The organism is Pseudomonas sp. FG36 (assembly GCF_057809275.1).
Genome location: NZ_JBMDJQ010000027.1, coordinates 1 through 23545 on the forward strand (window position 1 = coordinate 1; position 23545 = coordinate 23545).

A 23545-nucleotide genomic window follows, 5' to 3' on the forward strand; every position below is an offset into this window, starting at 1 on the left:
TTGTGGGAGCGGCGATGCGGCGACCCGACTTGCCCCGCGATCGGTTCTCAAGGATAAGGCGGTGGACTCAGTTCCAGCCAGCCCGATCCATCAAGCGAATGGCTTCGGCCTGGCGCTTGCCAGCGACTTCCACCGGAATGCTGTCGGCCTTGAAGCTACCCCAGGCCGCCACTTCCGCCGATGGCTTCACCTTCGGGTTGGCCGGGAACTCCTGGTTGATGTCGGCAAACAGCTTCTGCGCCTCTTCGCCGGTCATCCACTCCACCAGTTTCTTTGCCGCTTCCGGATGCGGCGCATGCTTGGTCAGGCCGATGCCCGACAGGTTGACGTGCACACCGCGGTCACCCTGGTTGGGCCAGAACAGCTTCACCGGCAGATCGGGCTTTTCCTTGTGCAGGCGCCCGTAGTAATAGGTGTTGACGATGCCCACGTCGCATTGGCCGGCGGCAATGGCCTGAAGCACTGCGGTGTCGTCGGAGAACACGTCGGTCGACAGGTTGTTGACCCAGCCCTTGATCAGTTTCTCGGTCTCAGCCTCGCCGTGGTTCTCGATCAGGGTGGCGGTCAGCGACTGGTTGTAGACCTTCTTCGCCGTGCGCAAGCACAGGCGGCCTTCCCAGTGCTTGTCGGCCAAGGCCTCGTAGGTGGTCAGCTCGGCGGGTTTGACCCGGTCGGTGGAGTAGGCGATGGTCCGTGCGCGCAGGCTCAGGCCAGTCCAGTCGTGTGACGAAGCGCGGTACTGCGGCGGAATGTTCTGGTCGATGGTGGCCGACTTGATCGGTTGCAGGATGCCCATCTGCTCGGCTTGCCAGAGGTTGCCGGCATCGACGGTGAGCAGCAGGTCGGCCACGCCGTTCTCGCCCTCGGCCTTGATGCGCTGCATCAAGGGCGCTTCCTTGTCGGTGATGAACTTGATCTTGACGCCGGTCTTGGCGGTGTAGGCGTCGAACACCGGCTTGATCAGCTCGTCGATGCGCGAGGAGTACACCACCACTTCTTCCGCCGCCTGGGCGGTGCCGCCGAACAGAGTGAGGACCAGGGCGGCCAGTAGGGGCTTGCGGGGCAACATTGGGGTACTCCTCGCTGGGTTGAGAGCTGCAAATGGTAGTGAATCCCATTTTCCCGCTCATCTGCTTAGCCGTTACCGAATGTTGCAAGGGGCTGCTGCGCAGCCCCAGCGACCCTCAGGCCTTGGCCAACTCCGGCAGGTCCCCGGACAACCCCAATGCCTGGCGCACGAACAGCGCCTTGGCCTCCGGCATCTGCTCCACCAGCTTCAGCCCACTGTTGCGCAACCAGCGCAGCGGCAACGGGTTGGCCTGGAACAACCGCTCGAAGCCTTCCATCGCCGCCATCAGCGCCAGGTTGTGCGGCATGCGCCGCCGTTCGAAGCGGCTCAGCACCTTCACATCGGCCAGGCGCTCGCCGCGCTCGCTGGCACGTACCAGCTCTTCGGCCAGCACGGCGGCATCGAGGAAGCCCAGATTGACCCCCTGCCCCGCCAGCGGATGGATGGTGTGGGCGGCGTCACCGATCAGCGCCAGCCCTTCATCGACGTAACGCTTGGCATGGCGCTGGCGCAGCGGCACGCAGACCCGCGGATCAGCCTCGAGCACGTCACCCAGACGGCCTTCGAAGGCACGCTCAAGCGCCTTGCGGAAGGCCGTATCGTCCAGCGCCATGGCCTGCTCGGCCTGCTCCGGCGTGGTCGACCAGACGATCGAGCACCAGTCCTGGCGGCCATCACGCGACAGCGGCAGGAACGCCAGCGGGCCTTCGTCGGTGAAGCGTTGCCAGGCCGTGGCGCGGTGCGCCTCACTGCACCGCACGCTGGTGACGATGGCGTGATGCAGGTAATCCCATTCGCGGGTCTGGCAACCGGCCAGGCGACGTACGGCCGAATTGGCGCCGTCAGCGGCGACCACCAGCGGCGCGCGCAGCTTGCGACCATCGGCCAAGGTCACCAGCCACTCGTCACCGGAGCGGCGCAACTGCTCCAGGCGGGCATTGGCCAGCAGCCCGACATCGCTGTCGTGCAGGCGCTCCAGCAGGCCGTCCTGGACCACACGGTTCTCGACGATATGCCCCAGCACCTCGGCATGCACACTGGCCGCGGAAAAATGAATCTCGCCGGTGCCGCTGCCATCCCAGACGTGCATGTCCGAGTACGGCGAGACACGGCGCCGGGCGATGCCCTCCCAGGCCCCCAGGCGCTCGAGAATGCGCTGGCTGGCCGCCGACAGGGCACTGACCCTTGGTTCGAAAGGCGCCTCGCCGTCAAACGGCTTGACCGACAACGGCCCACCGTCGAGCAGGAGCACCTCCAGGCCACTGTGGCGCAAGGCCAGGGCCAGGGCGCTGCCGACCATACCGGCACCGACAATCAACAGATCTGCGCGCATTTCCATGCCTTACGCCTGCCTCGCTTGCGGCTTGAGCCGCACGTATAAAGTTTTGTCGACCCGCGCCACCAGCTCGCCGGCGCCATCGCGGATCTCCACCTGCAACCGCGGCAGGTACTTCTTGCCGCTGGCGGTCTGCTGGCGGATCTCGTCCAGCAGCGCGTCGTCGACGTGGAATTCGGCATACACCGGGCCCTTGCCCGGCGAGATGAAATCGATGGAAGCGGCCTTGTCCCAGACGATGTACTCGCGCCCCAGCTGCTCGATCAGCAGCAGCATGTAGAACGGGTCGACCATCGCGTAGAGGCTGCCACCGAACTGGGTACCGACGTAGTTGCGATTCCACCGCGTGAGCTTCATGCGCACCTTGACGCTGCGCATGTCCGGGCTGATTTCCTGGATGTGGATGCCGGCGCCCAGGTAGGGCGGGTAGAAGTTCAGCAACCAGCGCAGCATCCGCGCTCGCCGTGCGAGCCGGCGCGCAGCGCTCATGGGCGGCCCCGCGGGTCGGGGCGAGTGCCGAGGCCCATGGCCTGGCGGGCGAACCAGCTTTTCGCCGGCGGCAGCAAATCCAGCCCGAGCAGGCCAATGTTGCGCCCGGCCGCCAGCAGCGGCTGGCTGCTGCCGAACACACGGGTGACCTGGTCGGAGAAGCCGATGGTCAGGGCCTGGTCGAGGCGCTGGCGCTGGTGATAGGCCTGCAGCGTGGGCAGATCGCCCGGCAGCGCCGGGCCGGCCAGCAAGGCGTCCGCCAGCGACTGCACATCGCGCAGCGACAGGTTGAAGCCTTGGCCTGCGATCGGATGCAGGCTGTGGGCGGCATTGCCCAGCACCACCAGGTGCGGGCGCACCTGCTCCTCGGCCTCGACCAGCGACAGCGGGTAGAGATGACGGGCACCGACCTGGCGCAGGGCGCCGAGGCGGTAGCCGAAGGCTTCCTGCAGTTCGCGCAGGAAGCTGCGCTCGTCGAGCTCGGCCAGGCGTTTCGCATCCATCCCCTGGCGGGTCCAGACCAGCGCGCAGCGGTTGTCCGCCAGCGGCAGCAGGGCCATCGGCCCTTGCTCGGTGAAGCGCTCGAACGCCTGCCCGGCATGGGCCTCGCCTGGGGTGATGTTGGCAATCAGCGCGCTCTGGTCATACGGCGTGTGACGCACATGGATGCCCAACTGCTCGCGCAGGCCCGAACGGCCACCATCGGCCAGCACCGCCAGGTCGCACTCCAGCACGGTGTCGTCGTCCAGCTGCAACCGATAGCCACCAGCGATGGCCTGCATCGCCTGCACTTGCGCCGGGCAGCGCCAGCTGACCACCTCGTTGTCGATGGCCTGCCACAGGCACTGGCCGAGCCAGGCGTTCTCCACCACATAGCCGAGCGCCGGGACGCCTTCCTCCAGCGCATCCAGGCGCGTTGCGCCGAAGCGGCCACGGTCGGATACCTGGATCTGCCGGATCGGCTCGGCGCGGCGGCTGATGGCCTGCCACAACCCCAGCCGCTCGTAGATCTGCCGGGTGCCGTAGGACAGTGCCGAGGAACGCGCGTCGTAGCTGGGCTGGAAGCTGTCGCCCGGGGCGAACGGCTCGATCAGCAGGATCGTCCAACCACGCGCCTTGGCCGCGGCCTGCAGCGTCAGGGCCAGGCTGGCGCCGACCAGGCCGCCACCGATGATCGCCAGGTTGACCCGGTTCATGCGGCGTCCTTGCGGGCTTCGTGCATCAGTGCCTCGATCTCGGCGACCGTGCGCGGCACGCCTGAAGTGAGGATTTCACAGCCTTGTCTGGTTACCACCACGTCGTCCTCGATCCTTACGCCGATGCCGCGCCATTTCTTCGCCACGGCCTGGTTGTCGGCCGCGATATAGATGCCCGGTTCGACGGTTAACGCCATGCCCGGCTCGAGCACGCGCCACTGGCCACCGACCTTGTATTCGCCCACATCGTGCACGTCCATGCCCAGCCAGTGTCCGGCGCGGTGCATGTAGAAGGCACGGTAGGCCTCGCTGTCGATCAGCGCCTGCACCTCGCCCTTGAGCAGGCCCAGCACCACCAGCCCTTCGGTGATCACCCGCACGGTCGCCTCGTGGGCATGGTTCCAGTGCTTGCCCGGGGCGATCTCGGCGAACGCCGCGGCCTGGGCTGCGAGCACCAGCTCGTAGATGGCCTTCTGCTCGGGCGAGAAGCGCCCGCTGACCGGGAAGGTGCGGGTGATGTCGCTGGCGTAGCAGTCGATCTCGCAACCGGCGTCGATCAAAACCAGGTCACCGTCCTTGAGCGGCGCGTCGTTCTGCTGATAGTGCAGGATGCAGCCATTGCGCCCGGCGGCGACGATCGAGCCGTAGGCCGGCATCTTCGCCCCGCCCTTGCGGAACTCGTAGTCCAGCTCGGCTTCCAGGCTGTACTCGTGCAGCCCGGCGCGACAGGCCTGCATGGCGCGCACATGGGCACGGGCGGAGATCGCCGCGGCCTCGCGCATGACCTTCACTTCCGCCGCCGATTTATACAGGCGCATGTCGTGCAGCAGATGATCCAGGGCAACGAACTCGTTCGGCGGCTGGGCGCCCAGGCGGGCCTTGGAGCGGATCACATTGATCCACTCCATCAGCCGGCGGTCGAATTCGGGATTGCCGCCCATGTTGCTGTAGACCCGCTCGCGGCCCTCGATCAGGCCCGGCAGGATCTCGTCGATATCGCTGATGGGGAAGGCATCGTCGGCGCCGAAATCACGCACCGCGCCTTCCTGGCCGGCCCGCAGGCCATCCCACTGCTCACGCTCGGGATTGCGCTCGCGGCAGAACAGCACGTACTCGCCATGCTCGCGGCCCGGGATCAGCGCGATCACCGCCTCCGGCTCGGGGAAGCCGCTCAGGTACTGGAAATCGCTGTCCTGACGATAGACATGCTCGACGTCGCGGTTGCGGATGGCAACTGCGGCGGCGGGCAGGATGGCGATGCTGTTGGGGACCATCTGCGCCATCAGCGCCTTGCGCCGACGGGCGTACTCCGCCTTGGGTATGTGGCTCATGGGCAAACGACCCCGATCAGATCAGTGCAGCGATGGCTTTGGCGCGGGCGCTTCGGGCTTGGCCAGCTCGGTGTACAGCAGCAGCGGGGCGACGCGCAGGTACTCCATGACTTCCATGTAGTCGCTTTCGCCGTCCTCGGACTCTTCCAGCGCTTCCTGGACCTGCGAGATGGCCACCAGGTCCTGGAGCACTTCCTTGGCATCGGTGGACAAGTCCTTGCCACCGGCGTTCAGGCCGAAGCCGGTGATGAAGCCCTGGCACCACTGGCCCAGCGCGGTGGCGCGGTCGCTGAGTGCGGCATCATCGGAAGGCAGCAGCAGGACGATGGCGACGTCGTCGCCGGTCAGCTCGGCCTTGACCATCTCTTGCAGGCCGACCAGGGCGTTGCGGACAGTGTCACCGGGTTCGGTCTCGAGCAGCTGGGCGGCGTCGGCCAGCCAGGCATCGGCATCGAAGCCGGCGCCGGCGCAGCTGCGGCCGATCAGCAGGCCGTGCAGCTCGGCGGGGGTGACTGGGTGGCCATTGCTCGAAAGCAACATGGCGAAGGCAATGTAGGGCGATTGGGTATTGGGCATGGGCAGCTAGGCGCCAGACGGCGCAATGACTAGAATGGAGACCTTGTATCCTAGCACCGGCAGGCGCGCCAAGACCATCGGCACTGGCCGTCGCGCCCTTGGGGCAGGCATGATCGCCAGGCGAGTCACGGAATCGAGTGCAATCCATGCAAGAGAACGACCTGCAAGCGCTGATGAGCCGGTTCGAGTTGCTGATCGAACGGGTCGAGCAACTAAAGCGGCAAAACGCACTCTTAGTAGCTCAGGAACGATCCTGGCGCGAGGAGCGCGCCCACCTGATCGAAAAGAACGAGATCGCCAAACGCAAGATCGAATCGATGATCCTGCGCCTCAAGGCCCTGGAGCAAGACTCATGAGTTCAAGCAATAGCGTCACCGTCCAGATCCTCGACAAGGAATACTCGATCATCTGCCCGCCCGAGGAGCGCAACAACCTGGTCGGCGCCGCCCGCTACCTGGATGGCAAGATGCGCGAGATCCGCAGCAGCGGCAAGGTGATCGGCGCCGACCGTATCGCCGTGATGGCCGCGCTGAACATCACCCACGAGCTGCTGCACCGCCAGGAACGCCCCGAAGTGGCCAGCGGCGGCACCACCCGCGAACAGGTGCGAGACCTGCTGGAACGGGTCGACCAAGCCCTCTCCGACGATCCGGTTAGCAAAAACGACTGAGATTGGTATACTGGCGCCACTCCCTGGGGGATGCGCCAGTCGGTTATGTCCCTGAGCCGATACGCACAACCACGGGGGTTGCACGCTGGGGCAGGTGTGCATGTCCGCCCGACGGAAAGCCTTAACGCCCCCTGCAATCTCCACCTTGAACTTTCGGGTTCAAGGGCTACACCGATAGCGGTCTTGTCGGGGAGCCTGCTTTCAGAACTGCCCGCCTTCCACGGCGGGCTTTTCGTTTCTTCAGGGATCGCCCGTGCCATGACCGACACCGCGCCGCTTACCCGCCCCCAGCTTCGCCGCCTCCTGCGCAATGCCCGCCGCGCCCTCACACCCGCCCAGCAACGCCAGGCCGCCGAAGGCCTCTATCGCCAGTTGGCGCAGCATCCACTGTTCCGCCGCGCCCGGCATATCGCCCTGTACCTGCCCAATGATGGCGAGATCGACCCGCGCCTGCTGCTGCGCGAGGCGCATAGGCGCGGCAAGCACGTGTACCTGCCCGTGTTGCACGCCTGGCCCGCCACACGCATGGTGTTCCAGCGTTTCGAGCCAGGGGAAAAGCTGCGACCCAACCGCTTCGGCATCGCCGAACCTGTAGTCGAGCGCAAACGCCAAAGGCCGATCTGGGCGCTGGACCTGATCCTGCTGCCGCTGGTCGGTTTCGATGAGATGGGGGGGCGCCTGGGCATGGGCGGGGGCTTCTATGACCGCAGCCTGGCCTATCAGGGCCGGCGCAAGGCCTGGAAAAAACCATTGCTGCTAGGGCTGGCGCATGAATGCCAGAAGGTGGAGCGGCTCAACCAGGCAAGCTGGGATGTACCGTTGCAAGGCACGGTGTCAGACCGTGGTTGGTACCTGGCGGCGAAATGAACCCGCGATCAGCGGTGCTGTTGCTGCGCCGGATCGACGGGCGCCTGCTGATAGGCGGCATCGAGCTTGCGCTCCCACAAACCTTGCGCGTAACCGGTGGTGACCACGCCCAGGCCGAAGATGAAGGCCAGGATCCAAAGCAGGTCCGGTTTACGTTGTTTCATTGATTGCCCCCCAAGAACAACTGTCCAGGCTCGGCGGCTTTCTTGATGGCTGCCGGAGCGTATAGCTTAAAATCGGCGCATTTTCCGACAACATGAGTCGCTAGGCAAACGTTGACGCCAACCGACTGTCGGTTTCATGCAACGAGTTATTTCAAACTCTTTCAGGAGCAGCATCCATGGCCTACTGGCTGATGAAATCCGAGCCCGACGAGCTCTCCATCGAAGCCTTGGCACGCCTGGGCAGTGCCCGTTGGGACGGGGTACGCAACTACCAGGCGCGCAATTTCCTGCGGGCCATGAGCGTAGGCGACGAGTTCTTCTTCTACCACTCCAGCTGCCCGCAACCAGGGATCGCCGGCATTGCCCGGATCAGCGCCGCGACCTACCCGGACCCGACTGCCCTCGACCCGCAAAGCCACTACCACGATGCCAAGGCCAGCGCCGAGAAGAACCCGTGGAGCGCGGTGGATGTCGAGCATGTGCAGACCTTCCGCCAGGTACTCGGCCTGGGCCTGCTCAAGCAGCAGGCGGCACTGGAGGAACTGCCACTGGTGCAAAAGGGCAGCCGCCTGTCGGTGATGCCGGTGACCGCAGAGCAATGGGCGGCGATCCTCGCGCTGAGCTGATTGTGCGTCTATTGTCAGGGGTTTGACCAATATCAACGCGCCAGGATGCGCGTCGCGCCAGGATAAGGCGTGCAAGCCGCAGGATGCAGACCGATGAATCGAAAAGCCCCCAGAATCTTCGCCTCCGCCTTGGTGTTGCTGCTATTGGCGGCTGGCGGGCTGGGCTACTGGAAGTCCCTTCACGATCGCCTGCCCGAAGGCCTGAGCATGGGTAACGGGCGCCTCGAATCCACCGAAGTGCAGATCGCCAGCAAGGTCCCCGGGCGCCTGGCCGAGGTGCTGGTCGATGAAGGCGACAAGGTCACCCGCGGCCAACTGCTAGCGCGCATCGACACCCGCACCATGGAGGCCCAGCGCAGCCAGGCCGAGGCCGAAGTGCTGCGCGCCCGCGAGAACTACGCCGCCGCCCAGGCCAGCGTGCAGCTGCGCCAGAGCGAACTGCTGCTGGCCAGCCAGGAGCTCAAGCGGGTGCGCGAAATCTACCAGCGCAAGTTCGCCAGCCAGCAACTGCTCGACCAACAGCAGGCCCGCTACGACACCGCCACCTCTGCCGTGGTCGCCGCCCGCGCCCAGCTGGCGGCGATCAAGGCGGCCATTGGCGCCGCCGAGGCCCAGGTCGCCCAGCTCACCAGCGAAATCGACGACAGCAGCCTGCGTGCCCCCATCGACGGCATCATCCAGCTGCGCCTGGCCGAGCCTGGCGAGGTGCTCGGTGCCGGTGGCCGGGTGCTGATGCTGATCGACCCCAGCGACCAGTACATGAACCTCTACCTGCCCGCCGCCACCACCGGCCGGCTGACCGTGGGCGACCAGGCGCGGATCGTGCTCGACGCCCTGCCCGAGCAGGCCCTGCCGGCGAAGATCGCCTTTGTCGCGGCCAAGGCGCAGTTCACCCCGAAACAGGTTGAGACCCGTGACGAACGGCAAAAGCTGGTGTTCCGGGTCAAGCTGCGCCTGACCGAGCCGAGCGCCGTGCCCCAGGCCAAGCCGGGCATGCCCGGTGCCGGGTACGTGCGCACCGCCGACGTGGGCTGGCCGGCCAACCTGCAATGAACGCGGCGACAGCGCTGCAGGCCGACGACGTCAGCCACCGCTATGGCGATCTGCAGGCCCTGCACCCTCTCGCGTTCAGCCTGCCGGCCGGCACCCGCTGCGGCCTGATCGGTCCGGACGGCGCCGGCAAGTCGACCCTGCTCGGGCTGATTGCCGGGGTCAAGCGCCTGCAACAGGGTGAGTTGCAGGTGCTCGGCGGCTCGATCCGGCAACGCCGCCACCGCACCGCGCTGTACCCCAAGGTCGCGTTCATGCCCCAGGGCCTGGGCAACAACCTGTACCCGGAGCTGTCGATCCGCGAGAACATCCGCTTCTTTGCCACCCTGTTCGGCCTCGGCCGCGCTGAGTGCGAGCAACGCATGGCCAGCCTGCTGCGCGCCACCGACCTCGAACGTTTCGCCGAGCGCCCGGCCGGCAAGCTATCGGGCGGCATGAAGCAGAAGTTGGGGTTGTGCTGCGCGCTGATCCACGAGCCGGACCTGCTGATCCTCGACGAGCCGACCACCGGCGTCGACCCGCTGTCACGGCGGCGCTTCTGGGAACTGGTCGAGCAGGTGCGCGCCCAGCGTCCGCAACTGACCCTGCTGGTGGCCACCGCCTACATGGAGGAAGCCGAGCAGTTCGAACACTGCCTGATGCTTGATGCCGGTCGCTTGCTGGCTGCAGGCCTGAGCCGTGAGCTGGCTGCGGCCACGCCCAGTGGCAAGCTCGACGATGCCTTCACCCACTTTCAGGGGGCCGGCCGCGAGCAACCCGAGCCGCTGCGGATTCCGCCACGCCAGGTCGATGATGGGCCGATCGCCATCGAGGCCCACGACCTGACCTTGCGCTTCGGCGACTTCACTGCGGTGAACAAGGTCAGCTTCGCCATCGGTCGCGGCGAGATTTTCGGCTTCCTCGGTTCCAACGGCTGCGGCAAGACCACCACCATGAAGGTGCTCACCGGGCTGATGCCGGCCAGCGAAGGCAGCGCCAGCCTGCTTGGCCGCCCGGTGGACGCCGGCGACCTGGCCACGCGCAAGCGGGTCGGCTTCATGTCCCAGAGTTATTCCCTGTACGGCGAGCTGAGCGCCCGGCAGAACCTCGAGCTGCATGCTCGCCTGTTCGACCTGGCCAAGGCCGACAGCGCGCCGCGCATCGCCGAACTCATCGAGCGCTTCGACCTTGGCGCCATCGCCGACCAGCCTTCCGGCGCCCTGCCCCTGGGCCTGCGCCAACGCCTGTCGCTGGCCGTGGCGGTGCTGCACCGCCCGGAAGTGCTGATCCTCGATGAACCGACCTCGGGCGTCGATCCGGCGGCCCGCGACGACTTCTGGCGCCTGCTGGTGGAGTTGTCCCGCGAGCAGGGCGTGACCATCTTCCTGTCCACCCACTTCATGAACGAAGCCCTGCGCTGCGACCGTATCTCGCTGATGCACGCCGGCCGGGTGCTGGCCTGCGACACACCGCAGGCCCTGCAAATCCAGTTCGGCGGCGACACCCTGGAAGACGCTTTCGTGCGTTGCCTCGAACAGGCCCAGGACGCGCCCACCCAGACCCAAGCCGACGCCACGCTGGAGCAGGCCGCTGCCCCAGCGCCTGCTCTGCGCCAGGCATTCAGTCTGCGCCGCCTGCTGGCCGTCGCCAGCCGCGAAGGCAAAGAGCTGCTGCGCGACAAGGTGCGCCTGGCCTTCGCCCTGGCAGGGGCATTGTTCATGATGGTGATCTTCGGCTATGGCATCTCGCTGGATGTGGAAAACCTCGCCTTCGCTGTCTATGACCAGGACCAGAGCCCGCAGAGCCGCGCCTACCTAGAGGCCTTCCGTGGCTCGCGCTATTTCGCCGAGCGGCCGCCGATCCGCGATGCCCGCCAGCTGCACCAGCGCTTGCAGCGCTCGGAGATCAAGCTGGCCCTGGAGATCCCGCCGGGCTTTGCCCGCGACCTGCACGCCGGGCGCCAGCCGGTGGTTGCGGCCTGGCTTGACGGTGGCATGCCGTTTCGCGCCGAGACCAGCCGCAACTATGTCGAGGCCGTGCACCAGGCCAACCTTGAACAGCTCGCGGCCCTCGGACCGAACCCAGTCTCGCGCCAGCAGCCGGTGCGCCTGGAAACGCGCTTTCGCTACAACCAGGACGTGGTCAGCGTGAACGCCATCGGCCCCGGCGTCATGGCGCTGATCCTGGCCTTCATCCCGGCCATGCTCACCGCGCTGGGCATCGTGCGGGAAAAGGAACTGGGCTCGATCACCAACTTCTACGCAACGCCCCTGACCCGCCTGGAGTTCCTGCTCGGCAAGCAGGCGCCGTACCTCGCGGTGAGCCTGGTCAACCTGGCGCTGCTGGTGGCGATGAACCGCTGGCTGTTCGGCGTGCCGCTCAAGGGCAGCCCGCTGGCCCTGGCCTGCGGCGGCCTGGCCTACCTGCTGGCGACCACCAGCCTGGGCCTGTTGATCTCGGCCTTCACCCGCACGCAGATCGCGGCGATCCTCGGCACCCTGATCATCACCAGCCTGCCGACCATCCAGTTCTCCGGGCTGATCGTGCCGCGCTCGTCGCTGGAGGGCGCGGCGGCGCTGATGGGCCAGTTGTTCCCGGCCGGCTACTTCCTCGACATCGCCGTCGGCACCTTCACCAAGGCCCTGGGCCTGCGCGAGCTGTGGCCGCAGTGCCTGGCGCTGCTGGGCTTCTTCGCCGCCTTCACCGGGCTGAGCCTGATCATGCTGAAAAAGCAGGAGGCCTGAGATGAGCCGGCTCTCCCACACCTTGCGCCTGGGCCTGAAGGAACTCACCAGCCTGCGCCATGACAGCGTGTTGCTGCTGTTCCTGCTGTACGCCTTCAGCGTGGCGATCTACATGCCTGCCGCAGGTTCGGTAATAGGCGTGCACAACGCCAGTGTCGCAGTGGTCGACGAAGACCACGGCGCCATCTCGCGCAAGCTCGCCGAGTCGCTGCAACCGCCCGAATTCCAGCCCGCCGTGGCACTGCCGGCGGATCGCCTGGACCAGGCGATGGACAGCGGCCAGTACACCTTCGTGATCAACGTGCCGGTGAACTTCCAGGCCGACCTGCTGGCCGGGCGCTCACCGGAGCTGCAGGTCAACGTCGATGCCACGGCCATGAGCCAGGCCTTCATGGGCGCGGGCTACATCGGGCGGATCTTCGAACGCGAGTTGCTCGAATACGCAGGCCGCAGCACCAGCAGCCCGGCACTGCTCAATCCGAAGGCGCTGTTCAACCCCAACCTCGAAGGCGGCTGGTTCCTGGCGGTGATCCAGATCGTCAACAACATCACCATCCTGGCCATCATCCTTACCGGCACCGCGTTGCTGCGCGAACGCGAGCACGGCACCCTCGACCACCTGCTGGTGCTGCCGCTGACGGCACTGGAAATCATGCTGGCGAAGATCGCCAGCAACGCCCTGGTGGTGGTGGCCTGTACCTGGATATCGCTGGAAGTGGTGGTCAAGGGCGCCCTGGGCGTGCCGCTGGCGGGCTCGATGGGGCTGTTCCTGGGGGTGACTGCGCTGTACCTGTTCGCCAGCACGGCACTGGGCATCTTCCTCGCCACCCTGGCGCGCTCGACACCGCAGTTCGGCCTGCTGGCGATCCCGGTGATCATCCCGATGCTGCTGCTATCGGGGGGCAGCACGCCGCTGGACAGCATGCCGCAGTGGCTGCAGTGGGTCATGCAGGGCTCGCCTTCGACCCACTTCGTCAGCCTCGGCGCGGCGATCCTGTTCCGCGACGCCGGGCTGAGCGTGGTGTGGCCGGACATCGCGGCGCTGGCCGCGATCGGCCTGGTGTTCTTCGGCGTGGCCCTGGCGCGCTTTCGCCGCAGCCTCGCCGCCTGATCACTGCACGATCAGGTTGTTGAACAGCAGGTCCTCGACGATCGGCTTGCCCTCTTCGGACTCCATCACCTGCTGCACCTGTTTCAGGGCTTCCTGGCGCAGCTTTTCCTTGGCCTCGACGTTGCTCATGTTGTCCACGCCCTGCTGGGTGAACAGCGCCACCAACTGGTTGCGGATCAGCGGTTCGTGATGCTTGACCGCCGTGGCGGCGGCATCCCCGGTCACGCGCAGGGCGACGTCGGCCTTGTACACGCGCAGCTTGGGGCCGCCGTCGAGGGCGTAGTTGCCAACGAAGGGCGGGCTGAGGCTGATATAGGCGACCTTGGGCTCGCCTTCCTTTTCCTCGGCCATGGCCGCCGCCGGCAGCATCAGGGCCAGCACCATCAAGATCCACGCTTTCACGAATTCGCTCCTAAATACAGTTGCCGCCAGCTTACCCAGCGCGCCGGCCAAACCCAAGCCCGGGCTTATGCCAGCTCATCAGGGCCGACCATGCTCGTTGACCCTCGGGGTGGCCCTCCTACACTTATCGGCCACCACACGCAAAGGAATAGCCCTGATGAAAGCCTTGTTGTGCAAAGCCCTGGGCCCGGCGCGGGACCTGGTCCTGGAAGAGGTCGCCAGCCCCGTGCCGAAGAAGAACGAGATCCTCCTCGACGTGCACGCCGCAGGGGTCAACTTCCCCGACACCCTGATCATCGAGGGCAAGTACCAGTTCAAGCCACCGTTGCCGTTCTCGCCGGGGGCGGAAGCCGCCGGCGTGGTGGCCGCGGTCGGCGAGAAGGCCGGTGCGTTCAAGGTCGGCGACCGGGTCATGGCCCTGACCGGCTGGGGCGCTTTCGCCGAGCAAGTGGCGGTGCCGTTCTACAACGTGCTGCCGATCCCGGCGGGCATGGACTTCACCACTGCCGCCGCGTTCGGCATGACCTACGGCACTTCGATGCACGCCCTCACCCAGCGCGGCCAGCTCAAGGCCGGTGAAACCCTGCTGGTGCTCGGTGCCTCGGGTGGCGTCGGCCTGGCGGCGGTGGAAATCGGCAAGGCCCTCGGGGCACGGGTGATTGCCGCGGCCAGCAGTGCCGAGAAGCTGGCGATCGCCAAGGCGGCCGGGGCCGACGAGCTGGTCGACTACAGCAAGGCCAGCCTCAAGGACGAGATCAAGCGCCTGACCGGCGGCCAGGGCGTGGATGTGATCTACGATCCGGTCGGTGGCGAGTTGTTCGACCAGGCTGTACGGGGGCTGGCGTGGAACGGCCGGTTGCTGGTGGTGGGGTTCGCCAGCGGGACGATCCCGCAGTTGCCGGTGAACCTGGCGCTGCTCAAGGGCGCGGCGGTGGTCGGGGTGTTCTGGGGCGCCTTTGCCCAGCGCCAGCCGGAGGACAACGCCGCCAACTTCCGCCAGCTGTTCGCCTGGCATGCAGAGGGCAAGCTGAAACCGCTGGTGTCGCAGACCTACGCGCTGGCCGAGGGCGGCGCCGCGATCGAACGTCTGGCGCAACGCCAGGCAGCGGGCAAGCTGGTGGTAACGGTTCAGCGCTGACCTTTTTGCCCTGTCACTGGCTCACAGTGACAGGGCAGACCCCGCAGTTCTTCTATTCATATTCCTAAACGGTAGTTCATAAACTTTTTCTAAACGAATAGGGTATATCGACCGGACCACCGGACCAGCAAACGTCTGTCGCCATCAGCTGAGGCGACGCTTTCAACTTTGTGAGGTTAGGAATGGTCAGGATCACAATCACCCCAGTGCATAACGCCAGGGCATTGAGTGCAGCCAAGGAGCGGTACTGATGTCCAGCCAACCAACTACCCGATTCCACAGCGATCACGACAGCTCGCCGCTGCTGCTACCGGCCAAGGTGCTGCGCAACGACGAAGAGGCCCTGCAGGCCGCCCGCGAACTGGCCGAGGTGGCCCGCCAGCAGGCCGCCAAACGTGACCAGCAGCGCAAGCTGCCATGGGCCGAGATCGAACAGTTCACTCGCAGCGGCCTGGGCAGCATCAGCGTGCCCACGGCCTTCGGCGGTCCCGAGGTGTCGTTCGAAACCATCGCCGAAGTGTTCCGCCTGATCAGTGCCGCCGACCCGGCGCTGGGGCAGATTCCGCAGAACCAGTTCGGCATCCTGCAACTGGTGCGCCTTACCGCCACCCAGGCGCAGCAGGAAGCGATCTTCCGCGCCGTGCTCGACGGCTGGCGCATCGGCAATGCCGGCCCCGAGCGCGGGACCAAGGACACCCTGACGCTCAAGGCGCGCATTACCCGCGAGGGCGACGGCTATCGCATCAGTGGCGAGAAGTTCTATTCCACCGGTGCCCTGTACGCCCACTGGGTAGCGGTAAAAGCCCTGGACGATGACGGCCGGCAACGCCTGGCCTTCGTTCGTCGCGGCAGCCCGGGGCTACGCATCGTCGACGACTGGTCCGGCTTCGGCCAGCGCACCACCGCCAGCGGCACCGTGCTGCTCGACCAGGTGCCGGTGGACGCCGACCTGGTGCTGGACAACTGGCGCCTGCGTGAAGAGCCCAGCATCCAGGGCGCCGCCTCGCAGCTGATCCAGGCGGCCATCGACGCCGGCATCGCCGAAGCGGCCATCGAGGACACGATCCAGTTCGTGCGGGAGAAGTCCCGGCCCTGGATCGAGGCCAAGGTCGAACGCAACAGCGACGATCCCTATGTGATCGCCGACATCGGCCGCCTGAAGCTCGAACTGCACGCCGCCGAAGCCCTGCTGCGCAAGGCCGCCAGGGTGCTCGACGAAGTGAACGCCGGTGTGATCGATGCCGCCGCCGCGGCCCGTGCCTCGATTGCCGTGGCCGAAGCCAAGGTGCTCACCACCGAGATCTCGCTGCAGGCCAGCGAGAAGCTGTTCGAGCTGGCCGGCAGCCGCGCCAGCCTGGCCGAGTTCAACCTCGACCGGCACTGGCGCAACGCCCGGGTCCACACCCTGCACGACCCGGTGCGCTGGAAGTACCACGCCGTCGGCGCCTACCACCTCAACGGCACCCTGCCTGCCCGCCATTCCTGGATCTGATTTACGGCCCAGGGGCTGCGGTGCAGCCCTTTCGCCGGCAAGCCGGCTCCCACAGTGAGGCTTCACAGAAATCCTTGTGGGAGCCGGCTTGCCGGCGAAAGGGCCGCACAGCGGCCCCAAGTGCCCGGAGAGCACAATGACTGCATCCATCATCACCACCGACGCCCAGGCCCTGGCCGTCGCCGACGAACTCGCCCACTACCTGCGCGAAGACAGCGCCCTGCGCGACCGCGAGCGCCGCCTGCCGCATGCCGAACTCGAACGTTTCGTGCAGTCCGGCCTGTGGGGCATCAGCGTGCCCAAGGCCTTTGGCGGCGCCGGCGTGTCCAGCGCCACCCTGGCCAAGGTCATCGCCCGCATCGCCCAGGCCGACGCCTCGCTCGGGCAGATCCCGCAGAACCACTTCTACGCCCTGGAAGTGCTGCGGGTGAACGGCAATCCCGAGCAACAACAACGGCTCTACGCCGAAGTCCTCGCCGGCCGCCGCTTCGGCAACGCCCTGGCCGAGCTCGGCACGAAGAACGCCCACGAGCGCACCACCCGCCTGAGCCGCGACGGCGACCATTACCGCATTGATGGCCGCAAGTTCTACTGCACCGGCGCGATCTACGCCCAGCGCATCCCGACCCTGGTGATCGACGAGCAGGGCGTATCGCACCTGGCCTTCGTGCCCGCCGACAGCCAAGGCATCGAGGTGATCGATGACTGGAGTGGCTTTGGCCAGCGCACCACCGGCAGCGGCTCGGTGGTGTTCAACCATGTGCCGGTCCGCGCCGAAGACGTGGTGCCGTTCCAGAGCGCCTTCGAGCGCCCGACCACGGTCGGCCCGCTGGCGCAGATCCTCCATGCCGCCATCGACACCGGTATTGCCCGCGCCGCCTACGAGGACGCCCTGCACTTCGTGCGTACCCGCAGCCGACCCTGGATCGACTCCGGCCTCGACAAGGCCAGCGACGACCCGCTCACCTTGAAGAGCTTCGGTCATCTGGCAATCCGCCTGCATGCTACCGAGGCCCTGCTCGAACGCGCGGGTGAAATCCTCGACATCGCCCAGGCCGACAGCAACGACGAGACCCTGGCCGCCGCCTCGATTGCCGTCGCCGAGGCCCGGGCGATCAGCACCGAGATCTCCCTGGCCGCCGGCACCACCCTGTTCGAGCTGGCCGGCAGCCAGGCCACCCTGGCCGAGCACAACCTCGACCGCCACTGGCGCAACGCCCGGGTGCACACCCTGCACGACCCGGTGCGCTGGAAGTACCACGCCATCGGCAATTACTACCTCAACGACGAGAAACCGCCGCGCCGAGGGACCATCTGATGGCCAAGCAGATCCTGCTCAATGCCTTCAATATGAACTGCATCGGGCACATCAACCACGGTTTGTGGACCCACCCGCGGGACACTTCGACCCAGTACAAGACCCTCGACTACTGGACCGACCTGGCCCGCTTGCTGGAGCGGGGGCTGTTCGACGGGCTGTTCATCGCCGATATCGTCGGCACCTACGATGTCTATGGCCAGTCGCTGGACGTAACGCTCAAGGAGTCGATCCAGCTGCCGGTCAACGACCCGCTGCTGCTGGTCTCGGCCATGGCCGCCGTTACCAGGCATCTGGGCTTCGGCCTCACCGCCAACCTGACCTATGAAGCGCCTTACCTGTTCGCCCGGCGCCTCTCCACCCTCGACCACCTGAGCAACGGCCGGGTCGGCTGGAACATCGTCACCGGCTACCTCGACAGTGCCGCCCGGGCCATGGGGCTGGAACAGCAACCCGAGCACGACCGCCGCTACGACCAGGCCGACGAGTACCTGCAGGTGTTGTACAAGCTGCTCGAAGGCAGCTGGGCCGACGATGCCGTGGTCGCCGACCGCGCGCAACGCGTGTATGCGCGGCCGGACAGGGTGCGCAAGGTCGAGCACCATGGCGAGTTCTACAAGGTCGAAGGCTATCACCTGTGCGAGCCTTCACCGCAACGTACACCGGTACTGTTCCAGGCCGGCAGTTCGGCGCGCGGTTTGGCCTTTGCCGGCAACCATGCCGAGTGCGTGTTCATCAGCGGCCAGGAAAAGGCCGCCACCCGCGCCCAGGTCGACAAGGTGCGCGCAGCGGCGCAAGCCGCGGGTCGCGACCCGCAGGCGGTCAAGGTATTCATGGGCATCACCGTGATCGTTGCCGCAACTGAAGACCAAGCCCACGCCCTGCACGCCGAATACCTGCATTACGCCAGCGCCGAGGCAGGTGTTGCGCATTTCGCCAGCTCCACCGGTATCGATTTCTCACGCTACGAACTGGACGAACCCATCGGTTTCGCCAAGGGCAATGCCATCCAGTCCGCCACCCGCCAATTGCAGGACAGCGCCTGGACTCGTCGCCGCCTGCTGGAGCAGCACGCCTTGGGCGGCCGCTACGTGACCCTGGTCGGCGACCCCGGGCAGGTGGCCGAGCAACTGATCGGCTGGATCGACGATACCGGCCTGGACGGCTTCAACCTGACCCGCACCGTCACCCCGGAAAGCTTCGAGGCTTTCATCGACCTGGTAGTACCCGAACTGCAACGCCGTGGCCGCTACAAGACTGCCTACGCCGAAGGCACCCTGCGCGAGAAGCTGTTCGCCAGCGACCATCCGCACTTGCCCGCTGACCATCCCGGATCCTCCTACCGCAACACCCCCACCCCTGCCCCGACTGGAGCCCTGCACCATGCTTGAAAAACTGTTCCGGCCCGTCGCGGCCATCGCCCTGGGCCTCGGCCTGTCCGCCGCTGCCTTCGCTGCGGAGCCACTGAAGATCGGCACCACCGCCGCCTTCGCCATCCCGTTGGAAGCGGCGGTGGCGGAAGCCCACAAACAAGGCCTGGAAGTGAAGCTGATCGAGTTCAGCGACTGGATCGCGCCGAATGTCAGCCTCAACAGCGGCGACATCGACGTGAACTACTTCCAGCACATCCCCTTCCTGGAAAACGCCAAGGCCGCCGCCGGCTTCAACCTGGTCCCCTATGCACCGGGGATCATCAACAACGTCGGGCTGTACTCGAAAAAGTACAAAAGCTTTGCCGAGCTGCCCGAAGGCGCCAGCGTGGCCATCGCCAACGACCCGATCAACAGCGGCCGTGGCCTGCAACTGCTGGCCAAGGCCGGCCTGATCACCCTCAAGCAGGGCGTGGGCTACAAGGCCACCGAGGACGACATCATCGCCAACCCGAAGAAGATCAAAATTCTCCAGGTAGAAGCGGTGCAGCTGGTGCGCGCCTATGACGACGCCGACCTGGTGCAGGGCTACCCGGCCTATATCCGCCTGGCCAACACCTTTGACGCTACGTCGGCGCTGCTGTTCGACGGCCTGGAGAACAAGGAGTACGTGATCCAGTTCGTTATCCGCCCACAGGAGAAAAACGACCCGCGCCTGGCCAAGTTCGTCGATATCTACCAACACTCGCCGGTCGTGCGCGCCGCCCTCGACAAGGCCCACGGCAAGCTCTACCAGGCCGGCTGGGAAGGCTGACATGGCCCAGGCCAGCGCCCTGAGGGCGCCCATCCCGCCCGCCGAACCGTTCAAGGCCGAGGAAACGGCCCTGCGCCCGGAAGTGAACCAGGCGCACATCCGCTTCATCGGCCTGGGCAAGACCTATCCGGGCCAGGTCCAGCCGGCGTTGCAGGGCATCGACTTGAACATCCGCCGCGGCGAGATCTTCGGCATCATCGGCCGCAGCGGTGCCGGCAAGTCTTCGCTGCTGCGCACCATCAACCGCCTGGAACAGCCCAGCCAGGGCCGGGTGCTGATCGACCAGGTGGATATCGCGCCGTTCGACGAGGACCGCCTGGTCGCCTTGCGCCGGCGCATCGGCATGATCTTCCAGCACTTCAACCTGATGTCGGCCAAGACCGTGTGGCAGAACGTCGAGCTGCCGCTGAAGGTGGCCGGCGTGGCCAAGGCCGAACGCCAGCGCAAGGTACGCGAGCTGCTGGAACTGGTGGGCCTTGAGGAAAAGCACCATGTATACCCGGCACAGCTGTCCGGCGGGCAGAAGCAGCGCGTCGGCATCGCCCGGGCGCTGGTGCATGACCCCGAGATCCTGCTGTGCGACGAAGCCACCTCCGCGCTGGACCCGGAAACCACTGCCTCGATCCTCGAGCTGCTGCGCGACATCAACCAACGCCTGGGCCTGACCGTGGTGCTGATCACACACGAGATGGCGGTGATCCGCGATATCTGCCAGCGCGTGGTGGTGCTCGAGCGGGGCGAGATCGTCGAGCAGGGCGAGGTCTGGCAAGTGTTCGGCACACCGCGCCACGACGTCACCCGTACCCTGCTCGCACCGCTGCAGACCAAATTGCCGGCCGCCTTGCAAGCCAGTCTGCGTGCCCAGCCGATCAGCCGCGACGCGGCTGTGGTGCTCAAGCTCGACCTGGTGGGCGAGCCGGAGCTGAGCGCCCTGTTCAGCGATCTGGGCGGACGCGTGCGGCTGCTCCAGGGCGGCGTCGAGACCATCGGCGAGCATGCCTTGGGGCAACTGATCCTGGCCGTGCGCGGCTCGCCGCTGGACACCCACCAGTTGCTCGAACGCGCCCGCCGCTGGGCCGCGGATGTGGAGGTACTTGGCCATGTGGATTGATCGCCTGCTGCAAGGCTTGCTCGACACCCTGTTGATGGTCGGCGTGTCCTCGCTGGTCGCGCTGGTCGTCGGGGTACCGATGGCAGTGCTGCTGGTCACCAGCGACAAGGGCGGGATTTTCGAGGCCGCCGCGCTGAACCGGGTGCTGGGCGCCATCGTCAACCTGTTCCGCTCGATCCCGTTCCTGATCCTGATGGTCGCGCTGATCCCCTTCACCCGCCTGGTGGTCGGCACCACCTATGGCGTGTGGGCCGCCGTGGTGCCGCTGACCATTGCCGCCACGCCGTTCTTCGCGCGTATCGCCGAGGTCAGCCTGCGCGAGGTGGACCACGGCCTGATCGAAGCGGCACAGGCCATGGGCTGCCGGCGCTGGCACATCGTCTGGCACGTGCTGCTGCCCGAGGCGCTGCCGGGGATCGTCGGCGGCTTCACCATCACCCTGGTGACGCTGATCAACTCCTCGGCCATGGCCGGGGCGATCGGTGCCGGAGGCCTGGGCGATATCGCCTATCGCTACGGCTACCAGCGCTTCGACAGCCAGATCATGCTGACCGTGATCGTGATGCTGGTGGCGCTGGTGGCGGTGATCCAGCTGGGTGGGGACCGTTTGGCCAAAGGGTTGAACAAGCGTTGAGCCTACCGCGGGGCAAGCCCGCTCCCACGACCAGTGGAAGCGAGCTTGCCCTGCGATACGGTCTCAGCCCCAGTGCAGCTCCGCCGCCGGCACCGGCCGCCCGAACCAGTACCCCTGCCCCAGCTGGCACTGCTGCTCCAGCAGGAAGCGCGCCTGCTCGGCCTGCTCGACGCCCTCGGCATGCACCTGCATGCCCATGCTCCGCGCCAGGGCGATGATCACCCGCACGATGGCGATGTCATCGTCGTCATGGGGCAAACCCGCGACGAAACCCTGATCGATCTTCAGCTTCTGCACGGGCATGCGCTTGAGTCGCAGCAATGACGAGTAACCCGTGCCGAAATCGTCGATGGCCAAGGTCACGCCAAGCTCGCGCAGGCGATGCAGCTGTTCCAGGGCGACCTCGGGGTCTTCCATCACCGCGCTCTCTGTCACTTCGAGCTCGAGCAGCGACGGATCCAGCCCGGTATCGTGCAGCGCATCGGCCACCTGGCGGTACAGGTCACGCTGGCTGAACAGGCGACTGGAGATGTTCACCGCCACGAACGCCAGCTGCCGCCCTTCGGCCTGCCACTGCATCATCTGCGTACACGCCTGGCGCAACACCCAGGCGTCGATTTCGGCAATCAGCCCGGTACGCTCGGCGATGGGGATGAACTCCCCTGGAGGAACCAGGCCACGCACAGGATGCTGCCAGCGCACCAGCGCCTCGACGCCGATCATCCGCGCGGTGAACAGGTCGTGCACCGGCTGGAAGAACACCCGCAGTTCCTGCTGTTCGAGCGCCCGGCGCAATTCACCGGCGGTCTCGACCCGCTGCTGGGCATGGGCGGTAAGCTCCTCGGTGTAAAGCGCATAGCAGGCGCGGCCATTGCTCTTGGCCTTGAACAGCGCCGAATCGGCGTTGCGCAGCAGCTGCTCGGCGCTCAGTGCATCGTTGGGGAACAGGCTGATGCCGATGCTGGCACTGATGAACAGGCGGTTGCCCTCGAAGCAGAACGGTTCTTTCAAGCGTTCGATGATCGATTGCGCCAACTTGCCGGCCTGGCCGACCTGCTGGCAGCTCTCGGCCAGCACGCCGAACTCGTCGCCCCCCAGGCGCGCCAGGGTCACGCCGTTGCCCAGCACCTCGCGCAGGCGTTCGCCAACCAGCTTGAGCAGTTGGTCGCCAATGGTGTGGCCGAGGCCATCGTTTATGCTCTGGAAGTGGTCGAGGTCGAGCAGCAGCAAGGCGCAGCCACGCTTGTTGGCCTGCGCCGCGGCCATCGCCTGCATCGCGCGATCATTGAACAGCAGGCGGTTGGGCAGGCCGGTGAGCGGGTCGTGATGGACAAGGTAGGCCAGCTCTTGCTCGGTGTGCTTGATCACGCTGATGTCGCTGAACACCGCGACGTAATGGCTGAGTTCACCACTGTCGTCACGAATGGCACAGATCGTCTGCCATTGCGGGTAGATCTCCCCGCTTTTACGGCGGTTCCAGATTTCTCCGCTCCATTCGCCCTGCTCCGCCAGCGCGGCATAGATCTGCTGGTAGAACGGCGCGCCATGCCGCCCGGACTTGAACTTGCTCGGACGCTGACCGATGACTTCTTCCTGCTGGTAGCCAGTAATACGCATGAACGCCCGGTTGACGTGCACGATCAGGCCGTTGCGATCGGTCACCAGCACCCCTTCCAGGGTGCTGTCGAACACCGCCGCGGCCATGCGCAGGCGTTCGCGGTCCTCGCTGCGCAGGCGGGCGCCGATGCCGATGAAATCGAGCAGGCGCGCGCGGGAAACGAAGATCAGCGCGGCACTGAGCAAGACCCAGAGCACGACATTGATCTGTCGCCCCACGGCCAGGGCCAGCGGGTCCTCGGTCATGCCGTGCAGGACCAGCTCGGACAGCGCCAGCCAGAGAATCGAAAGCAACACGTAGAGCCCGGCCATGCGCAAGGCGTCGCGAACGGAAACAGACATGTAGGGTGGATGAGCCCATGAAAAAAGAAGGGGCATTATAGGGGCTGAAACACCCTGTGACTTCCTATCCAAAAGCGCGACTGGTTTTATTTCCCCGCC

The 23545-nt window shown here is 66.2% G+C and carries 23 protein-coding genes and 1 other RNA gene; 15 read left to right on the top strand and 9 right to left on the bottom strand.

Translation table 11 applies throughout. The features are described from left to right. Nucleotides 1-67: 67 nt before the first annotated feature. From ACODS9_RS19265 to ACODS9_RS19290, 6 genes are all read right to left on the bottom strand, one after another. Nucleotides 68-1069, bottom strand: a complete 1002-nt coding sequence (locus ACODS9_RS19265) for an extracellular solute-binding protein (RefSeq protein WP_489094518.1) — start codon at nt 1067-1069, stop codon at nt 68-70. 115 nt (nt 1070-1184) lie between these two features. Further along, nucleotides 1185-2402, bottom strand: a complete 1218-nt coding sequence (locus tag ACODS9_RS19270) for a 2-octaprenyl-3-methyl-6-methoxy-1,4-benzoquinol hydroxylase (RefSeq protein ID WP_167335940.1) — start codon at nt 2400-2402, stop codon at nt 1185-1187. A gap of 9 nt (nt 2403-2411) precedes the next feature. After that, nucleotides 2412-2894: a DUF4442 domain-containing protein gene (locus tag ACODS9_RS19275; protein WP_023633020.1), complete on the bottom strand. Its 483-nt coding sequence runs from the start codon at nt 2892-2894 to the stop codon at nt 2412-2414. Further along, a complete protein-coding gene (ubiH, locus tag ACODS9_RS19280) occupies nt 2891-4090 on the bottom strand; it encodes a 2-octaprenyl-6-methoxyphenyl hydroxylase (RefSeq protein WP_046853726.1) in 1200 nt (399 codons plus the stop codon). Before ubiH ends, ACODS9_RS19275 begins: the two co-directional genes overlap by 4 nt. Beyond that, complete coding sequence (pepP, locus tag ACODS9_RS19285) at nt 4087-5421, bottom strand: Xaa-Pro aminopeptidase (protein ID WP_489094519.1); 1335 nt, start codon at nt 5419-5421, stop codon at nt 4087-4089. The genes ubiH and pepP overlap by 4 nt, the downstream gene beginning before the upstream one ends. A gap of 21 nt (nt 5422-5442) precedes the next feature. Beyond that, nucleotides 5443-5997, bottom strand: a complete 555-nt coding sequence (locus tag ACODS9_RS19290) for a YecA/YgfB family protein (RefSeq protein ID WP_038707024.1) — start codon at nt 5995-5997, stop codon at nt 5443-5445. A gap of 146 nt (nt 5998-6143) precedes the next feature. Between ACODS9_RS19290 and ACODS9_RS19295 the strand changes: the two genes are divergently transcribed. From ACODS9_RS19295 to ACODS9_RS19310, 4 genes are all read left to right on the top strand, one after another. Next, the gene (locus tag ACODS9_RS19295; protein ID WP_023631616.1) at nt 6144-6353 is read left to right on the top strand and encodes a TIGR02449 family protein; all 210 of its coding nucleotides are present in this window, start codon (nt 6144-6146) and stop codon (nt 6351-6353) included. After that, nucleotides 6350-6667: a cell division protein ZapA gene (locus ACODS9_RS19300; RefSeq protein ID WP_046853724.1), complete on the top strand. Its 318-nt coding sequence runs from the start codon at nt 6350-6352 to the stop codon at nt 6665-6667. The genes ACODS9_RS19295 and ACODS9_RS19300 overlap by 4 nt, the downstream gene beginning before the upstream one ends. A 17-nt stretch (nt 6668-6684) precedes the next feature. Then, nucleotides 6685-6864, top strand: a non-coding RNA gene (gene ssrS, locus ACODS9_RS19305) — 6S RNA. A gap of 61 nt (nt 6865-6925) precedes the next feature. Next, on the top strand, nt 6926-7534 hold the full coding sequence (locus ACODS9_RS19310; RefSeq protein ID WP_038707025.1) for a 5-formyltetrahydrofolate cyclo-ligase: 609 nt from the start codon (nt 6926-6928) through the stop codon (nt 7532-7534). 8 nt (nt 7535-7542) lie between these two features. Here ACODS9_RS19310 and ACODS9_RS19315 read toward each other — a convergent pair whose 3' ends face one another. Then, nucleotides 7543-7698 carry a hypothetical protein gene (locus tag ACODS9_RS19315; RefSeq protein ID WP_011536298.1) on the bottom strand — a complete coding sequence of 52 codons (156 nt, stop codon included), beginning with the start codon at nt 7696-7698 and terminating at the stop codon, nt 7543-7545. A 176-nt stretch (nt 7699-7874) separates the two neighbouring features. Between ACODS9_RS19315 and ACODS9_RS19320 the strand changes: the two genes are divergently transcribed. From ACODS9_RS19320 to ACODS9_RS19335, 4 genes are all read left to right on the top strand, one after another. Continuing rightward, complete coding sequence (locus ACODS9_RS19320; protein WP_489094520.1) at nt 7875-8324, top strand: EVE domain-containing protein; 450 nt, start codon at nt 7875-7877, stop codon at nt 8322-8324. Between the two features lie 93 nt (nt 8325-8417). Then, complete coding sequence (locus ACODS9_RS19325) at nt 8418-9377, top strand: HlyD family secretion protein (protein ID WP_046853721.1); 960 nt, start codon at nt 8418-8420, stop codon at nt 9375-9377. After that, nucleotides 9374-12097 carry a ribosome-associated ATPase/putative transporter RbbA gene (gene rbbA / locus ACODS9_RS19330; protein WP_401107116.1) on the top strand — a complete coding sequence of 908 codons (2724 nt, stop codon included), beginning with the start codon at nt 9374-9376 and terminating at the stop codon, nt 12095-12097. Before ACODS9_RS19325 ends, rbbA begins: the two co-directional genes overlap by 4 nt. A gap of 1 nt (nt 12098) precedes the next feature. Continuing rightward, nucleotides 12099-13208 carry an ABC transporter permease gene (locus tag ACODS9_RS19335; protein ID WP_046853719.1) on the top strand — a complete coding sequence of 370 codons (1110 nt, stop codon included), beginning with the start codon at nt 12099-12101 and terminating at the stop codon, nt 13206-13208. Here ACODS9_RS19335 and ACODS9_RS19340 read toward each other — a convergent pair whose 3' ends face one another. Continuing rightward, nucleotides 13209-13610: a flagellar basal body-associated protein FliL gene (locus ACODS9_RS19340; RefSeq protein ID WP_046853718.1), complete on the bottom strand. Its 402-nt coding sequence runs from the start codon at nt 13608-13610 to the stop codon at nt 13209-13211. A gap of 157 nt (nt 13611-13767) precedes the next feature. Here ACODS9_RS19340 and ACODS9_RS19345 point away from each other — a divergent pair, with 157 nt between their 5' ends. The 7 genes from ACODS9_RS19345 (at nt 13768) to ACODS9_RS19375 (ending at nt 21487) form a co-directional block, all read left to right on the top strand. After that, entirely contained in the window at nt 13768-14748 is a 981-nt protein-coding gene (locus ACODS9_RS19345; RefSeq protein WP_489094521.1) for an NADPH:quinone oxidoreductase family protein, read from the top strand. Between the two features lie 250 nt (nt 14749-14998). Then, nucleotides 14999-16240 (top strand): SfnB family sulfur acquisition oxidoreductase, encoded by a 1242-nt coding sequence (locus ACODS9_RS19350; RefSeq protein ID WP_489094522.1) that lies wholly within the window; start codon nt 14999-15001, stop codon nt 16238-16240. Between the two features lie 136 nt (nt 16241-16376). Next, nucleotides 16377-17558 (top strand): SfnB family sulfur acquisition oxidoreductase, encoded by a 1182-nt coding sequence (locus ACODS9_RS19355; protein WP_489094523.1) that lies wholly within the window; start codon nt 16377-16379, stop codon nt 17556-17558. After that, nucleotides 17558-18949 (top strand): LLM class flavin-dependent oxidoreductase, encoded by a 1392-nt coding sequence (locus ACODS9_RS19360; protein WP_401107108.1) that lies wholly within the window; start codon nt 17558-17560, stop codon nt 18947-18949. The genes ACODS9_RS19355 and ACODS9_RS19360 overlap by 1 nt, the downstream gene beginning before the upstream one ends. Beyond that, the gene (locus tag ACODS9_RS19365) at nt 18942-19742 is read left to right on the top strand and encodes a MetQ/NlpA family ABC transporter substrate-binding protein (protein WP_401107105.1); all 801 of its coding nucleotides are present in this window, start codon (nt 18942-18944) and stop codon (nt 19740-19742) included. The genes ACODS9_RS19360 and ACODS9_RS19365 overlap by 8 nt, the downstream gene beginning before the upstream one ends. A 1-nt stretch (nt 19743) precedes the next feature. After that, entirely contained in the window at nt 19744-20853 is a 1110-nt protein-coding gene (locus ACODS9_RS19370; RefSeq protein ID WP_489094524.1) for a methionine ABC transporter ATP-binding protein, read from the top strand. Beyond that, nucleotides 20843-21487, top strand: a complete 645-nt coding sequence (locus tag ACODS9_RS19375; protein WP_023632119.1) for a methionine ABC transporter permease — start codon at nt 20843-20845, stop codon at nt 21485-21487. Before ACODS9_RS19370 ends, ACODS9_RS19375 begins: the two co-directional genes overlap by 11 nt. Before the next feature lie 63 nt (nt 21488-21550). Here the strand turns inward: ACODS9_RS19375 and dibA are convergent, their stop codons facing one another. Next, complete coding sequence (dibA, locus tag ACODS9_RS19380) at nt 21551-23446, bottom strand: phosphodiesterase DibA (protein ID WP_489094525.1); 1896 nt, start codon at nt 23444-23446, stop codon at nt 21551-21553. Between the last annotated feature and the right edge of the window lie 99 nt (nt 23447-23545).

What these genes read in the sequence shown, in the direction of transcription:
- ACODS9_RS19265 (WP_489094518.1), bottom strand. Translation starts at nt 1,069, where the DNA reads ATGTTGCCCCGCAAGCCCCTACTGGCCGCCCTGGTCCTCACTCTGTTC.
- ACODS9_RS19270 (WP_167335940.1), bottom strand. Translation starts at nt 2,402, where the DNA reads ATGCGCGCAGATCTGTTGATTGTCGGTGCCGGTATGGTCGGCAGCGCC.
- ACODS9_RS19275 (WP_023633020.1), bottom strand. Translation starts at nt 2,894, where the DNA reads ATGAGCGCTGCGCGCCGGCTCGCACGGCGAGCGCGGATGCTGCGCTGG.
- ubiH (WP_046853726.1), bottom strand. Translation starts at nt 4,090, where the DNA reads ATGAACCGGGTCAACCTGGCGATCATCGGTGGCGGCCTGGTCGGCGCC.
- pepP (WP_489094519.1), bottom strand. Translation starts at nt 5,421, where the DNA reads ATGAGCCACATACCCAAGGCGGAGTACGCCCGTCGGCGCAAGGCGCTG.
- ACODS9_RS19290 (WP_038707024.1), bottom strand. Translation starts at nt 5,997, where the DNA reads ATGCCCAATACCCAATCGCCCTACATTGCCTTCGCCATGTTGCTTTCG.
- ACODS9_RS19295 (WP_023631616.1), top strand. Translation starts at nt 6,144, where the DNA reads ATGCAAGAGAACGACCTGCAAGCGCTGATGAGCCGGTTCGAGTTGCTG.
- ACODS9_RS19300 (WP_046853724.1), top strand. Translation starts at nt 6,350, where the DNA reads ATGAGTTCAAGCAATAGCGTCACCGTCCAGATCCTCGACAAGGAATAC.
- ACODS9_RS19310 (WP_038707025.1), top strand. Translation starts at nt 6,926, where the DNA reads ATGACCGACACCGCGCCGCTTACCCGCCCCCAGCTTCGCCGCCTCCTG.
- ACODS9_RS19315 (WP_011536298.1), bottom strand. Translation starts at nt 7,698, where the DNA reads ATGAAACAACGTAAACCGGACCTGCTTTGGATCCTGGCCTTCATCTTC.
- ACODS9_RS19320 (WP_489094520.1), top strand. Translation starts at nt 7,875, where the DNA reads ATGGCCTACTGGCTGATGAAATCCGAGCCCGACGAGCTCTCCATCGAA.
- ACODS9_RS19325 (WP_046853721.1), top strand. Translation starts at nt 8,418, where the DNA reads ATGAATCGAAAAGCCCCCAGAATCTTCGCCTCCGCCTTGGTGTTGCTG.
- rbbA (WP_401107116.1), top strand. Translation starts at nt 9,374, where the DNA reads ATGAACGCGGCGACAGCGCTGCAGGCCGACGACGTCAGCCACCGCTAT.
- ACODS9_RS19335 (WP_046853719.1), top strand. Translation starts at nt 12,099, where the DNA reads ATGAGCCGGCTCTCCCACACCTTGCGCCTGGGCCTGAAGGAACTCACC.
- ACODS9_RS19345 (WP_489094521.1), top strand. Translation starts at nt 13,768, where the DNA reads ATGAAAGCCTTGTTGTGCAAAGCCCTGGGCCCGGCGCGGGACCTGGTC.
- ACODS9_RS19350 (WP_489094522.1), top strand. Translation starts at nt 14,999, where the DNA reads ATGTCCAGCCAACCAACTACCCGATTCCACAGCGATCACGACAGCTCG.
- ACODS9_RS19355 (WP_489094523.1), top strand. Translation starts at nt 16,377, where the DNA reads ATGACTGCATCCATCATCACCACCGACGCCCAGGCCCTGGCCGTCGCC.
- ACODS9_RS19360 (WP_401107108.1), top strand. Translation starts at nt 17,558, where the DNA reads ATGGCCAAGCAGATCCTGCTCAATGCCTTCAATATGAACTGCATCGGG.
- ACODS9_RS19365 (WP_401107105.1), top strand. Translation starts at nt 18,942, where the DNA reads ATGCTTGAAAAACTGTTCCGGCCCGTCGCGGCCATCGCCCTGGGCCTC.
- ACODS9_RS19370 (WP_489094524.1), top strand. Translation starts at nt 19,744, where the DNA reads ATGGCCCAGGCCAGCGCCCTGAGGGCGCCCATCCCGCCCGCCGAACCG.
- ACODS9_RS19375 (WP_023632119.1), top strand. Translation starts at nt 20,843, where the DNA reads ATGTGGATTGATCGCCTGCTGCAAGGCTTGCTCGACACCCTGTTGATG.
- dibA (WP_489094525.1), bottom strand. Translation starts at nt 23,446, where the DNA reads ATGTCTGTTTCCGTTCGCGACGCCTTGCGCATGGCCGGGCTCTACGTG.